Source organism: Sandaracinobacter neustonicus (assembly GCF_006385875.1).
In the GTDB taxonomy this organism is placed as follows: domain Bacteria; phylum Pseudomonadota; class Alphaproteobacteria; order Sphingomonadales; family Sphingomonadaceae; genus Sandaracinobacteroides; species Sandaracinobacteroides neustonicus.
The window spans coordinates 158,902-173,898 of record NZ_VFSU01000028.1; the positions used below are offsets into that span (position 1 = coordinate 158,902).

Annotated in this window: 4 protein-coding genes; 3 read left to right on the top strand and 1 reads right to left on the bottom strand. The window is 66.4% G+C overall.

Annotated features, from left to right (window positions below; all coding sequences use genetic code 11):
* Positions 1-180: 180 nt before the first annotated feature.
* From FJQ54_RS12320 to FJQ54_RS17970, 3 genes are all read left to right on the top strand, one after another.
* The gene (locus FJQ54_RS12320) at positions 181-2,058 is read left to right on the top strand and encodes a TolC family protein (RefSeq protein WP_140928711.1); all 1,878 of its coding nucleotides are present in this window, start codon (positions 181-183) and stop codon (positions 2,056-2,058) included.
* A complete protein-coding gene (locus FJQ54_RS12325; RefSeq protein WP_140928712.1) occupies positions 2,055-12,842 on the top strand; it encodes a DUF7507 domain-containing protein in 10,788 nt (3,595 codons plus the stop codon). The genes FJQ54_RS12320 and FJQ54_RS12325 overlap by 4 nt, the downstream gene beginning before the upstream one ends.
* Before the next feature lie 153 nt (positions 12,843-12,995).
* Positions 12,996-13,124, top strand: a complete 129-nt coding sequence (locus tag FJQ54_RS17970) for a hypothetical protein (RefSeq protein ID WP_268920582.1) — start codon at positions 12,996-12,998, stop codon at positions 13,122-13,124.
* Here FJQ54_RS17970 and FJQ54_RS12330 read toward each other — a convergent pair.
* Positions 13,106-14,971 carry an ABCB family ABC transporter ATP-binding protein/permease gene (locus tag FJQ54_RS12330; RefSeq protein WP_235890436.1) on the bottom strand — a complete coding sequence of 622 codons (1,866 nt, stop codon included), beginning with the start codon at positions 14,969-14,971 and terminating at the stop codon, positions 13,106-13,108. The genes FJQ54_RS17970 and FJQ54_RS12330 overlap by 19 nt on opposite strands.
* Positions 14,972-14,997: the final 26 nt, after the last annotated feature.

Genomic DNA, 14,997 nt, shown 5'->3' on the forward strand with positions numbered 1-14,997 from the left:
AAAATGTCATGACGGTAATTATTTACATGGCCCGCGCCGACTGCGTCGATTTGGCTATGGTGTGCGCGTGCGCCGGTGCTAAAGTCCGGTTAACGCGAGCAAGGGGCCTGGATCGGGACGTGGGGGAAGGCCCATGTACCGGGTGCGAGATTCGAGCCCCTCTTGAATGTGGGGTCGATTGTGAAACAGGGTGGAAATCTGCCGCATCGTGGTGTTCTGGCGTCTGGCGGCGTGGGGCCGCAAAGCCGTTTTCTGACAATGTGTGGCGTTTCGGTTGCACTTGCTGTGGGCTTCGCCGCCGAGTCAGCCCATGCCGCCGGGCAGGCGCAGGGGCCTGAACTTCCCTCTCAGATGATTCCCAGCGGCGCGCCCGGGCATCGAATCCTGCTCTCTGAAGTGGATCGGCAGGCGCGCGATTTCGAACAGTTCGTGAAAGACAATGTCGCCCGTCGCGGCATCGCCCGGCCTCCGGTGCTGGCGCCGATGGCGCCGGGCGCTGCCGGGCTGGGCTGGTGGGAGGCGGCGGCCACCACCGCCGGGCCGGGTGCCAGCGCGGTGCCGCTGGCCACGCTGGTGGACAAAGCCTCGCGATCATCGTTGCAGATCAATACCTTCGGCACCCTGCCCGCGATTCGCGACACGGCGGTGGATGAGGCGGAGGGCCGCTATGCCCCCGAGCTGTTCGCCGAAGGCCGCCACGCCTATCGCAACGAGCCGACCACGGCGCTGTCGCAGACGGCGGGCGATCCGCGCCAGAAAGACACGGAATATGTCGCGGAAGCCGGTGTTCGCACCCGGTTCCGCACCGGCGCGGAAGTCACGCTGGCGCAGCGCTTCTCCCGGCTGGACAGCAATATCATCACCTATAATCCGCGCCGCCAGTCCCGCGCGCGCACCAGCCTTGGCCTTGTGCAGCCGCTGTGGCGCGGCGCGGGGGTGGATTATGGCCGGGCGGTGGAGCGCGTGGCCGGCAACGAGGCGGAGGCCGCGCGCGACGAGTTCCGGCGGCAGGCCGAAAGCCATCTGCTGGAAGTGATCCGCGCTTATTGGGTGCTCTATCTGGCGCGCAGCAATTTCGCGCAGGAGCAGCGCGGCGCAACCGAGGTGGGGGCGCTGGCGAAGCGGCTGTCCGGCCGGGAAGGCGTGGATGCGCTGCCGCTGCAGATCAGCCGCGCGCGGGCCGTCAGCGCCACGCGTTCGGCGGGGCTGGTGCGGGCGGAAAACGCCGTTCGCAACGCAGAGGCGCGGCTGAAGGCGCTGATCAACGATCCGCTGATCACCGATGCGGGCGCGCCCGCTATCGTCCCGGCGGACCGGCCCAACCTCGAACGCACCGAAGTCGATCCGCAGGCGCTGGTGGAAACGGCGATGCGGCAGCGGCCGGAAATCCGCTCGGCCTTCCTTGGCTATCGCTCGGCGCTGCTGCGTGAAGGCATGGCGCAGAATGAAAGCATGCCGCAGCTCGATCTGGTGCTGGAAGGCTCGGTGAACGGCGGCGGGAACGGCGAGTTCATCTCCGCCCCCTTCAACGACGCCTATGACAACCGGCCCAGCTACACGGCGGGCGTCCGCTTCTCGATCCCGCTCGGCCCGGACGAGCGGGACGCGCGGCACAAGCGTCGGCGGCTGGAAACGGTGCAGCAGGCGCTGCAGACGCGCACCACGGTGGATACCGTGCTGCTGGAACTGGAAGTGTCCGCCAACGAAATGGCAACCGCGCAGAATGAACTGTCGGAACGGGCCGAGGCGCTGTCGCTGGCGTCCGATGATCAGAAGGTGACGGAGGAACGGTGGAAGGCCGGGATCGGCAGCGGCGGGGCCGGTGCGGATGGCGTCTTCTATCTGGACCAGCTGCTGACGGGGCAGGACAGGCTGATGCGCGCCGAACTGGATTTCGCCGAAGCGCAGGCGACGGTGATGGTGGCGCGGGCGAACCTGTCCCGCGCAAGGGGCACGCTGCTGGCGGACCTTGGCTATGAGATCGTGGCGGATGAAGACCCGGCCAGCGGCAAGGCGAATCTGCCGCGCTATCGGCTGGGCCGGGCGGCGGGCAAGTGACGGCGGACGCAGGGCTGGGCGGGCGGCTGGCCCGCTGGCTTCGCGGCAGTTCGCTGGCGGCGCGCAGGCCGACAGACGAAGCGGTGATGCTGCTGGAAGAGCGCATCATGCTGGACGCCGAAGCGCAGGTGACCATCGACGGCCCGGCCACGGCCCCGCTGGGCGGCAGCTTCGCCATCACGCTGACGTTCGACAATGTGGCGGATGGCGATCCCGGCAGCAACGTCGGCTATGGTCCCTATATCGACCTGATCATCCCCACCACCGGCAAGGATGGCGCGGGCGCGGCGGCGGATGACGGGATCACCTTCGGCTCGGCCACCTATCTGGGCGTGCCGGTGCAGACGACTCTGCTGACGTTCGACGCCAATGGCGATGCGATCCACCCCTTCGCGCGCGATGCCAGCGGCAATGCGCGCGTGGTGCATGGCACGCCCGGCGACACGCTGGCGGTGCTGACGCTGCCGTTCGGCTCGTTCACGCCGGAGCAGACGGCAGCCGTGGTTACCGTGAACCTGAACATGTCGCCGCTGGCCGATTATGATCCGGGGCATATTTCCGATCAGTTGACGCTGCTGGCGCAAGGCGGCTTCTTCCTTGGCCGCGACCCGCACGACAACCCCACAACAGACGCGCCGGTGCTGCAGCAGCCGCCGGTGTCGCTGTCGGTCTCGCCCTCGCTCGTCACGCTGACGAAGGTGTCGAACGCGCCCGAGAATGAAACCGCGACCGGCCCGAACTTCCTGCGCACCTATACCATCGATCTCGACATCGCGACCGGGCAGACCATCACGTCGCTGAACATTCAGGATCTGCTGCCCGCCAATATCGTCTACATGGGCTCTGTCGTCAGCATCGGCAGCGGCACGCTGGTCGATGCGCCCGCCGTCGGCGTGGTGGTCGATCCGGCCGACAATCTCCTCTCCTATGATTTCGGCTCTGTCACCGGCGTGGCCGGGGTGGATGCGCGCATCGTCGTCAGCTTCTACGTTGCTGATGTGGCGGGCGATGGCAGCAACGTGATCGACCCTGTCACCGGCGGCGATACACAAACAATCAATGACGTGCGCGCGACCGGGGAGTTCACCCCCATCGATGGCCGCGATCCGGTGACGGTGATGCTGGAAGATGCCCGGCCGGACGATCATATCCTGACGAACCGCGCGATCGCGGTGCAGAAAAGCAGCAGCCTCGTTGACAACAATTCGTCCGGCCTCTCCGCTGGCGATGTGGTGATCTACACCATCCAGGTCCAGCTGTCGGACTATTTCACGCTGGGCGACATCAACCTGACGGACCTTCTGTCAGACGGGCAACGCATCGACACCAGCTTCCTGCCGACCTTTACCGTAACGGAACGCGGAATCGCGTCCGGCGCGCTGGGCTTCGCGGGCGTGTCTGCCTCGGGCGGCGAATTCGGCGGCGGGGCTTTCACCACCATTTACAACAGCGCGACCGGGCAGACGGCGATTTCAATCGACATGTCGCAGGAGCTGATCGGGCAGAATCTGTTCGGTGGCGACGGCGTGCTGGCGGGCGGTCGTACGCAGGCGGGGGATGCCGCGCTGCTGACGGGGGCCACCACGCTCAGCATCACCTTCCGCGCCGTGGTGCAGGCGGAATATGTCTCTCCGCAGGTGAACGGGCAGGCGGTGAGCCAGGGCGACCGCATCGGCAACGACGTCGATGTCTCGGCGACGGTGCGCAACAATGTCACGCAGGCCCCCACGGGCAATAGCATCACAGACGACAGCCATGTCTCGCTGGTGGTGCCGGTGGGGCATGTGAACGCCAAGGAAGTGGTGGCGGTGAACGGGCTGGCCCCGGTGATGGTGGGCAACAGCCCGGTGGTGACGCAGGGCGACACCGTGACGTTCCGCATAACCTATGCCCTTCCCAACAGCTCGGTGGATGAATTCCGGCTGGTGGATTTCCTGCCGCTGCCCGTGTTCGAGGCGATGAGGCTGACGCAATCCACCGGCGCGGTGGGCAGCATCCCCGACGTGGGCCAGTGGGGCTATGGCACGGCGGACAGCTTCCACACCCTGCTGAACGCCCCCACGCCGACGGTGACGGCAGACACCGCCGCCAATTCGATCACCTTCGATTTCGGTTCCTACAGTCTGCAGACCCAGCCGGGGAACCCGCAGGCCGAAGCCTCGGTGGTGCAGATCCTGTTCACCGTCCGCGTGACGGATCAGGCCTTCGCAGACCAGCTGCAACTCACCAACCTTGTGACGGCGAGCGAGGCGGGATCGCAGGGCAACACCGTTTCCACCAGCGCGCTGGGGCAGTTCAAACTGAGCCAGCCGGAACTGGTGATCAGCAAGGGCGTGGTGGATTATCTCGGCTCGAACAGCGTCACGTTCGATGGCTCGCGCTCGCCGCCGGGGGTGTCGTTCGCCGGAGCGGTGGGCAACACCGGTGCGGCCGCCTTCACCGGCCAGATCACCGATGCCGGGCTGACGCTGGGCGCGATCGACGCCAACCTGCGCGGGGCGGACGCGGGCGACAAGCTGACCTTCGCCATCGTCATCAACAACAACGGCACCGGGCGCAACGGTGCGTTCGACGTGCAGTTCCGCGACACGCTGCCCGCAGGCTTCGGCATCCCCACCGACGGCGCGGGGCTGAACCTGAAAGTGACGACCGGGGATGGAACCCCGGTTGCCTATGCGCTGATCGGCAGCGGCCTGTTCGACGGCGGCATCCGCCTGACGGACCCGAGCGCCAGCAGCGGCGCCATCGCCCCCGATCAGGACGGCAGCGGCACCAGCGGCACCAGCACCGCCGACATCATCATCATCACCTATGATCTGGTGGCGCTGGATAGCGTGCAGCCGCGCCAGACATGGACGAACGAGGCGACGCTGTTCGCCTTCGCGGCGCTTCCGGGCGGTGCGAACTTCGTGTTCGAGGATCTGAGCGACACCGCCACCGTCACCACGCCCGATCCCACGATCAGCAAGACGGTGATCGATAGCAGCCACAGCTTCACCAGCGGCAACAACCTCGCCATCGGCGAAACCGTGACCTTCCGCATCACCGTGACTCTGCCCGAAGGCACGACCAACAACCTGAAGCTGTCAGACGTGCTGCCGGACAGCATGGCCAGCACCCTGACTCCGATCAGCGCCACGCTGGTCTCTGTGGGCAGCGGGATCAGCGGCGCGGGCATCCCCGCCATCGGCTCGTCCGCCACGCTGTCGGGCCACACGTTCAGCTTCGATTTCGGCAATGTCGTCAACGCCGGCGACAATGTGGCGTCGAACAACAGCATCGTCTTCGATGTTGTCGCGCGCGCCACGGATGATGTCCGCAATCAGCGCGGGGACACCGCGACCAACAGCGGCCACATCAACTGGATCACCACGCTGGAAGGCGGCTCGCTGGTGGCGGGCGCGCTGTCCGCCAACGCCACGGTGCGGATGGTCGCGCCCGATCTCGCGCTCACGAAAACGGTGAACCCCACCACTGCCGATGGCGGGGATATCGTCACCTACACCCTCACCGTCAGCAACCCCGCCCACACCTACGGCACCACCGCCTTCGATCTGAACCTGATCGACAGCGATCTGGCGTCGCTGGGCTTCAGCAACGTCACCATCACCGGCGTCTCCTCGTCGGGCGCGGTGAACGCGGCGGCCACGGCGGATGCGGGCGGCATCGTCCGCGTCTCGGCAGACAGTCTGATCAACGGCGGCAGCATCACCGTCACCTTCACCGCGAAGGTCTCAGACACGGTGGAGACCGGCTCCACGCTCACCAACGTCGCGCGCATCACCGATTATGCGACGCTGCCCGGCGACGATCCGAACGCGCGCGTCATTACCAACGAGCCCCCGGCCAGCGCCACGCTCACCATCGCCAGCACCGGCATCACCAAGCAGCTGATCACCACCTCCATCGGCAATGACGCCAATCCGAAGGTGCAGATCGGCGAAACCGCCACCTTCGACATCGTTGCCACTTTGCCGGACGGTCTCACCAAATCGCTGGTGCTGCGCGACGTGCTGCCCACGGGCGCCGCCACGTTGAACTTCGTCTCGGCGGAACTGATCTCCATCGGCGGCAACAGCACGGCGGGCGCGACGGCGGGCGGCAACATCTCGGGCAGCCTGCTGGGCGTCGGCTCCACCGGCACGCTCTCGGGCGACGGCAAGACGGTGAGCTTCGCGCTGGGCGACGTCTACACGCTCGCCAGCCCCGGCCACACTGCGGCAGACCAGATCATCATCCGCGTGACCGTCGTCGTGCCGGACGTGCCGGAGAATACGGCTTCAGACGATGTCGTCACCAACACGGCCATCGCCCTGTTCAGCACCGGCAGCCGTCAGGCGACATCGTCTCTGGACATTATCGAACCGAACCTCGGCATCGTGAAATCCGCCGTCCCTGCCTCGGTGCAGGCGGGCGATGTCATCAGTTACAGCTTCACCATCCGCAACAATGGCGACGGCATCGCCTTCGACGTGACGGTGGCGGACCCGCTGCACCCGGATATCCAGCGCATCGGGGATATCAGTTTCAGCGGCATCGCCAGCGGCACCGCGACCAGCTTCGCAGACATCCAGCTGGCGCAGCTGCGGCCGGGCGAAAGCCTGACGGTCAGCTATCAGGCGCTGGTGCTGGATACGGCGTCGCACGGCACGAACATCGTCAACACCGCAAGCACCAGCTACGACAGCCTGCCCGGCACGGACCTTGGCCGGGTGCCCAGCCCGCCGCCGTCTTCCAGCGTGTCGATCCCCGTGGTGGGGCCGGTGCTGGTGGATAAAGCGCTGATCTTCACCTCGGTGAACGGGGATACCAGCCCGAATGTGGTGATCGGCGAACTGCTGACCTACCAGATCGTCGCCACCCTGCCGAACGGCACCATCTCGCTGAACCTGCGCGATGTGCTGCCTGCCGGCCTTGAATATGTGGTCGGCTCGGCCAGCTTCGTCTCGGCCTTCGGCAGCAGCACGGTGCCTGCCGGTTTCGCCGTTTCCGTATCCGGCCAGCAGGTGGATTTCGCCTTCGGCTCGCTGGTGAACCCGCCGGATCCGGGCGGAGACGACCGGGTGATCGTGACGCTGCAGGCGCTGGTGCGCGACGTGCCGCTGAACTTCCAGGGCGTGAACCTCGTCAACCCCGTCACGGCCATCACCAGCCTCGGCAGCTTCACCGATCCCACACCGCCCGTCGTCAGCATCGTCGAGCCGCGTCTGGACATCGACAAGGCGGCCTCCGTGAATGGCGGCAGCGCCGGAGACGCGGGCGATCTCGTCAGTTTCACCGTCACCGTGCGCCACAGCGGTACGTCGGGCGCAGACGCGCGCGATTTCACCATCGCCGATCTGCTGCCCACGGGCCTGACGCTTGTCGGCACGCCGACACTCTCCGGCACGGGCGCGCCCGGCGCTGCCATCGACCCATCCGCCCCCGCCAACAGCATCCGCGTAACGGGCGCGACACTGGCGATGGGGCAGGAGCTGGTGATCCACTATCAGGCGCGGATCGACGACACCAACCTGCTGCCATCCGCCATCACCAACAGCGCGAGCGTGGGGTGGGACAGCCTGCCCGGCAGCGGCGGCCGGGTGGACAGCGGTCTGGACACCGCCACCATCGACGTCACCGGCCCGCAATCGCTGGTGAAAAGCATCACCGGCACGTCGGACAGCCTCACCGGATCGGAGCAGTTCGACCCCGCCGTGCCAGATCTGGTGATCGGCGAGCGGGTGGATTTCCGCCTCGTCGCCACCATCCCCGAAGGCGTGCTCGGCCCGGTGATCATCACCGACACGCTGCTCTCTGCCTTCGGCACGCTCGACCTTGTGCCCGGCAGCGTGCAGGTGGAAATCGGCGGCGTCGCCATCAGCTTCACCCCCACCGTGACGGACACCAACGGCGACGGCATCGGCGACCGGCTGCTGTTCGATTTCGGCACCATCGCCTTGCCCGGCGACAATGATCCGTCCAACAATCATATCATCATCAGCTATTCGGCGCTCGTGCCGGACGTGGCTGCCAATTTCGCCGCGCCCGGCCGGGTGCAACTGCTGCCCGCCACGCTGGACACGCCGCTGGGCCTGCGCGCCGATCAGGTTTCGGTGGAAATCGTCGAGCCGGAACTGGTGCTGGACAAGACCGCCAGCGCCACCACCGGCATTCCGGGCGACGTCATCACCTACCGGCTGGTGCTCACGCACGCGGGCAATTCCACCGCCGCCGCACGCGACATCCTGTTGACCGACGATCTCTCCACCGGCGATCTCACGCTGGTGCCCGGCTCGCTGGTGGTGCTGTCCGGCCCCGGCAGCGTCTCCGGCTCGGGCGTCTCCATCTCCATCCCCACGCTGGCGCTGGGCGAGGAAACCATCGTTGAATATCGCGCCATTGTCGGCACCGTTCCGCCGGGTGCCAGCGTGCCCAACATCGCGCAGGCGAATTTCGACAGCGCCGAAGGCCCCGGCGGCCGCCCGGACAGCGCCAGCGACACTTTCACCTTCGGCGTGCCCAACCTCAACAAGGTCATCACCGGCAGCAGCCTCGCCGACACCGGAGACGAACAATATCGCCCCGGCGTGCAGGATCTCGCCATCGGCGAACTGCTGTTCTACGACATCATCGTCACCCTGCCGGATGGCGACACCGGCGTGCTGGTGACAGACAGGCTGCTGTCGCTCGGCGCGTTCGGCACGCTGGAACTGGTGGGCGCGCCCACCATCGCCATCGGCTCGGGCGTGACGGCCAGCATCCCCAACCCGACGCTGGTGCAGACTGACACCAACGGAGACGGCATCGCAGACCGGCTGGCGTGGGATTTCGGCACCGTCAACTTCACCGGCAGCGGCGACAATCACATCATCATCTCGGTCGTCGCCCGCGTGCCGGATGTGCCCGGCAACAGCAGCGGAGACCTGCTGACGCTGCCCGCTAACCTCGACTATGTTTATGGGAATGTGGTGGATTCCATCCGCGTGGACTTCGTTGAGCCGGAACTTGGGATCGAAAAGATCGTCACCCCGGTGGTGGGCGAAGCGGGCACGGTCGTCGGCTATCAGGTGACGCTGCGCAACCTCGGCACCGGCCCCGCCTATGACATGGCGCTGGCCGATCTCGCGGACGCCGGGCTGCTGCCTGAAGGCCCGGCCACGCTGCTGCAAGGCGGTTCCAGCACCCTGTTCGCCTCGGCAAACGATGTCGTCGTGGCCCGGCTGCTGCCCGGCGAAGTCGCCATCATCAGCTATGCCGCGCGCATCGCCGACAGCGTGCTGGTCGATTCGGTGCTGCCGAACACAGTCTCCACCGGTTATGATTCCCTGCCGGGCGCGGATGCCGGGCAACGCAGCTACGCGCCGGTCGCCGATGACGCCGTCGTTACCGTGACGCCGGTGCAGGAGCCGACGCTGACAAAGGCGATCCCGGTTCCGCCCACCAGCGATCCCAACACCGGAGACGCGCAGCTTCGCCCGGGCGTGACGGATTTCGGCATCGGCGAAACCGGCCGCATCGAACTGACGGCCACGCTGCCGCACGGCACCGTGCAGAATGTAACGCTCACCGATCAACTGACCACGGCCGACGCGAAACTGGGCTTCCTGCCCGGCAGCGTCTCCATCAGCCTCGGCGGCACGCTGCTCGATCCCGCCAGCTACACGGTCACGCTGGTGGATTCAGACAATGACGGCATCGCCGACAGCGTCTCCTTCCACTTCAACAGCCTGACGGTGCCCGGCGCAGCCGATCCGGCGACCTATCCGCTGGTGATCCATTACGAGGTGATGGCGCTGGATATCCCGGCGAACCAAAGCGGCGACCAACTCGATCTCGCCGTCAGCCTCACCTACGAAACCGCCAATGGCGCGATTCAGCCGCTGACCGCCTCGGCGGGCGCGGACATCGTTGAACCGGGGCTGGGGATCGAAAAGATCGTCACCCCCATGGTCGGCGAGGCGGGCGTGCTGGTGGGCTATCAGGTCACCATCCGCAACCATGGCAACGGCCCGGCCTATGATATGGTGCTGACGGACGTGCAGGCGGCGGGGCTGCTGCCCGAAGGCCCGGTGACGCTGCTGCTGAATGGCGTCAGCACGCAGTTCGCCTCTATCAACGATGTGGTGATTGCCGGTCTGCTGCCCGGCGAAGTCGCGATCATCAGCTACGCCGCCCGCGTGGCAGACGGCGTGCTGGTCGATTCCGTGCTGCCGAACACGATTTCCACCGGCTATGATTCCCTGCCCGGAACAGAAACCGGCCAGCGCGAATATGGCCCCGTCACCGATGACGCGGCCGTCACGGTCACGCCCTCCACCCAGCCCGCGCTGGTGAAATCCATCCCGGTGCCGCCCACCAGCGACGCCAACACCGGCGACGCACAACTGCGCCCCGGCATCACAGACCTCGGCATCGGCGAGACCGCGCAGATCGAACTGGCGGCCACACTGCCGCGCGGCACGATCCAGAACGTCACCATCACCGATCAACTGACCACCGCCGACGCCAAGCTGGGTTTCCTGCCCGGCAGCGTTTCAGTCAGCCTCGGCGGCATCGTGCTCGATCCGGCCAGCTACACGGTCACGCTGGTGGATGCCGACAATGACGGCATCGCCGACAGCGTGTCGTTCCACTTCGCCAGCCTGACGGTGCCCGGCGCAGCCGATCCGGCGACCTACCCGCTGGTGATCCACTATGAGGTGATGGCGCTGGATATCCCGGCCAACCAGGGCGGCGACCAACTCGACCTCGCCGCCAGCCTTACCTACGATACGGCCAACGGCAGCATCCAGCCGCTCACCGCGTCTGCGGGCGTCGATCTCGTCCAGCCGGACCTCACCCTCACCAAGACGGCGGTGAAAACGGTCGCAGACAGCGGCAGCCTCCACGGCCTGCTGCCGCCTGCCGCGCCGCTGTCGGGCACGGCGGGCGACATCTTCACCTACACCATCACCGTGGGGCAGGCCCCCGGCTCCACCGGCCCGGCCTATGATCTGGCGATCAGCGATCTGGTGCCGAACGGCCTCTCCATCGTCCCCGGTTCGGTGGTGGCCAGCATGGCGGGCGTGAACCTGAGCGTGAACGGCAACAACATCACGGCGCAAGTCGCGCTGCTGCTGCCGGGCGAAAGCTTCACCATCAGCTATCAGGCGCGAATCCTCGATTCGACGATGTATGATAGCGCGCTGCCCAACCATGTGGATTTGGGATATGATACGCTGGCAGGCCCCGGCGGCCGCGCGGACAGCGCTGCCGCAGACGCGCAGATTTTCCTGCAAGGCGCGGGCACGGTCGTGAAAACGGTGATCGCCACCAGCAACCCCAACAGCGGCACCGGTGCGTTCGAGCCGGACGTGACGGACCTGACGATCGGCGAGGAAGTGACCACCCGGCTGACGGCGGTGCTGGCCGAAGGCACCACCCATGTCGTCATCACCGATCACCTGCCCGCCGGGCCGGGCGGTGTGCTGCAACTGATCGCGCTGGGCCGCCCGGTGCTGGGCGCGAACGTGATCGCCGAACATCCGAACCCGGAACCCACCTTGTTCGATACCGATGGCGACGGGCTGGTGGACAGCTTCCGCTTCGATTTCGGCCGCGTCACCGTGCTGGGTGACAATGTGATCGACGCGCGGGACACGATCAGCATCGACGTGACGGCCCGCGTGCCGGATGATCCTCGCAACGTCAGCGGCAACCGGCTGGACGCCCCCGTGCTGCTCGATTTCGGCACCGGCACCGCTGTCGCCTCCGTCCCGCTGGATATCGTCGAGCCGACGCTGAGGATCGACAAGATCGCCCTCACGCCGGACCGCTTCCTCGGGCAGATCGCCAGCTATGAAATCCGCGTCTACCACTCGCCGGATTCGGTGGTGGCGGCCGATGTGGCCGTGATCGACACCCTCGCCCCCGGCCTCACGCTGGTGCCCGGCTCGATGATCATCGTCTCCGCGCCGGAAAGCATCCCCGTCAGCATTCAGGGCACCACCGTCTCCATTCCGCTGCTGCCGCTGGGCACGGAACTGGTGATCCGCTTCGACGCGCAGATCGCCTACACCGTCGATCCCACCGTGCCGCTGTTGAACACCGCGACCGTCACATGGGATCAGGTGCCCGGCGAAGGCGGCCGCCCGGCAGGCAGCGAAGACACCGCAAGCGTGAACGTCCTTCCCGGAGACGTGCCGAAACGCGAGCAACCCTCAGGCCATTGGCTGAAAGACCGGCATGTCGAACGGCTGCCGCGCATCGACGGCATCTACTCCGGCACCGCGCAATCCGGCGCGCGGCTGGTGCTGAGCCTCGTCGATTCGAGCGGCGCGCCCGCAGGCTCCACCGCCGTCACCGCAGACGCAGGCGGCAACTGGATAGCGCTGATGCCCAGCGCCACCATGCAGGACCGGCACGACTGGCAGGATTCCATCGCCGACAGCCGCCTGTTCCGCGACCTGATCCACGCCGAACCGGCATCCCCGCAATGGGATGCAGACCGCGCCGTTCGCGTGGGGGCCTATGTGCCCGACACCGCCTATCGCCTGACGATCGACCAGCTTTCCGCCGGGCATATCCAGCCGGATTCCCTGCTGGGGCCGGAACCGGCCAACAATTTGCGCACCTATTTCGCCCCGGCCTGGCGCGACGAACTGCTGGTGCAACAACCACTCTCGATCGACCGCGTGTTCGACGATCTGGCGCAAACCGCCATCAGCCGCGATTTCGCCGCCGCCAAGGAGCCGCTGGGCTTCGCGCTGAACCGCTTCAACGCGGAGTTGCTGGCGGCGGGCGTGGGCGCGGAGGCGCGGTAGACGGTCTGCAGAAATGAGGGGGCGCTGCCCCCCTCAACCTGTTCCGTCCGCGTCCGTTACAATCGTTAACTTGGCGTTTGCCTCCCTGTGGCAGCAGGGTGGCGTTGCGAGGGCGTATGCGTGAGGGCGTGCGAATCGCAAAGGGTTCAGGACATGAGCGGCGTTATGTCGAACGGGAAGATTTTGCTGATTGCGATCACGCTGGGGTTCCTCGGCGGCTTTTCCGTTGTCGCCGTCGCCAACAATGTCGGCAGCCAGCAGGTTCACGCCAGCGCGGACTGATCCGTTTCGCCTGCGATCTCTCCGGGTGTGTCGACCCGGGCTTCGTCTTCCGCTGCCTGCATCGCCCACAGCTCTGAGTAGAGGCCGTTGTTCGCCAGCAGGGCGGCGTGGGTGCCGCGTTCCACGATCTCGCCGCTGCGCATCACCAATATCTGGTCCGCGTCGATAATGGTGGAGAGGCGGTGGGCGATCACCAGCGTGGTGCGGCCTTTTTCCGCCAGTTCCAGCGCGTCCTGAATGCCCGCCTCGGTCGCGGAATCGAGCGCGCTGGTGGCTTCGTCCAGAATCAGGATCGGCGGGTTTTTCAGCAGGGTGCGGGCAATCGCGACGCGCTGCTTCTCCCCGCCGGAGAGCTTCAGCCCGCGTTCGCCCACCTTGGTGGCATAGCCCTCGGGCAGGCTCTCGATGAAGCCCGCGATCTGCGCCGATCGGGCGGCGGCGTCGATTTCGGCCTGCGATGCGCCGTCGCGGCCATAGCCGATGTTGTAGCCGATGCTGTTGTTGAACAGCACGGTGTCTTGCGGAACGATGCCGATGGCGGCGCGGAGCGAAGTTTGGGTGACCTCGCGCAGGTCTTGCCCGTCGATCAGGATGCGCCCGGCTTCCACATCGTAAAAGCGGAACAGCAGCCGGGCGATGGTGGATTTGCCGCTGCCCGAAGGGCCGACGATGGCGGTGCGGGTGCCCGCGGGCACGGTGAAACTGATGCCGTTCAGGATGCGCCGTTCGGGTTCATAGGCGAAGCGGACCTCTTCGAAGCGGATTTCGCCCGCCTTCACCGCCAGCGGCTGTGCGTTGGGCGCATCCACGATCTCGGTTTCGGAATCGATCAGCGCGAACATCGCGGCCATGTCCACCAGCCCCTGCCGGATGGTGCGATAGACCATGCCCAGCAGGTCCAGCGGGCGGAACAGCTGCGTCAGCAGCGTGTTCACCAGCACCACGTCGCCGGTGGAAAATTTGCCCACGCTCCAGCCCCACACGCTATAGGCCATCGCGCCCGCCATCAGCAGGTTCGTCAACAGGGACTGGCCGATGTTCAGCAGCGCCAGCGAGTTTTCCGATTTCACCGCGGCGTCTGCGTAACGGCGCGCCACCCGGCCATAATAGTCGCTCTCGCGCCCCTCGGCGGTGAAATATTTCACCGTTTCATAGTTCAGCAGGCTGTCCACGCTGCGGGCGACGGTCGCGGTGTCCAACTCGTTCATTTCCTCGCGCAGGGCATTGCGCCAGTCCGTCACTTTTTGCGTGAACAGGATATAGGCCGCCACCATCACGCCGGTGGCGATCACCAGTTCCACGCCGAAGCGGGTCCAGAAGATCGCCGCCACCGCGACCAGTTCGATCAGCGTGGGGGCGATGTTGAACAGCAGGAAATACAGCATCACGTCGATGGACTTGGTGCCGCGCTCCACCACCTTGGCCAGCGCCCCGGTGGAGCGGTTCATGTGGAAGCGCAAAGACAGCCGGTGCAGGTGCGCGAACACATGTTCGGCCAGCCGCCGCGTGGCATCCTGCCCCACACGTTCGAACACCACGTTGCGCAAATTATCGAACAGCACCGCGCCGAAGCGCGCGCCCGCATAGGCCACCACCAGCGCCATGGCGATGCCCGCGCCGGATTGCAGCCCCGGGGCCATGCGATCCACCGCGCCCGCATAGAGGAAGCCCATCGAAAGCTGGATCGCCTTGGACAGCAGCACCAGCAGCATGGCGATAATGATGCGCAGCTTCAGTTGCGGCTGATCCGCCGGCCACAGATAGGGCAGGAACCGCTTCAGCGTGGCAAAGCCGGGGTCTTGCCGGCCGGTGCTGGCTTGGGAAGGAGAGGGGGAAGGCGGCGTCACAGCCTGCCATGTGGCATTGCAGCGGG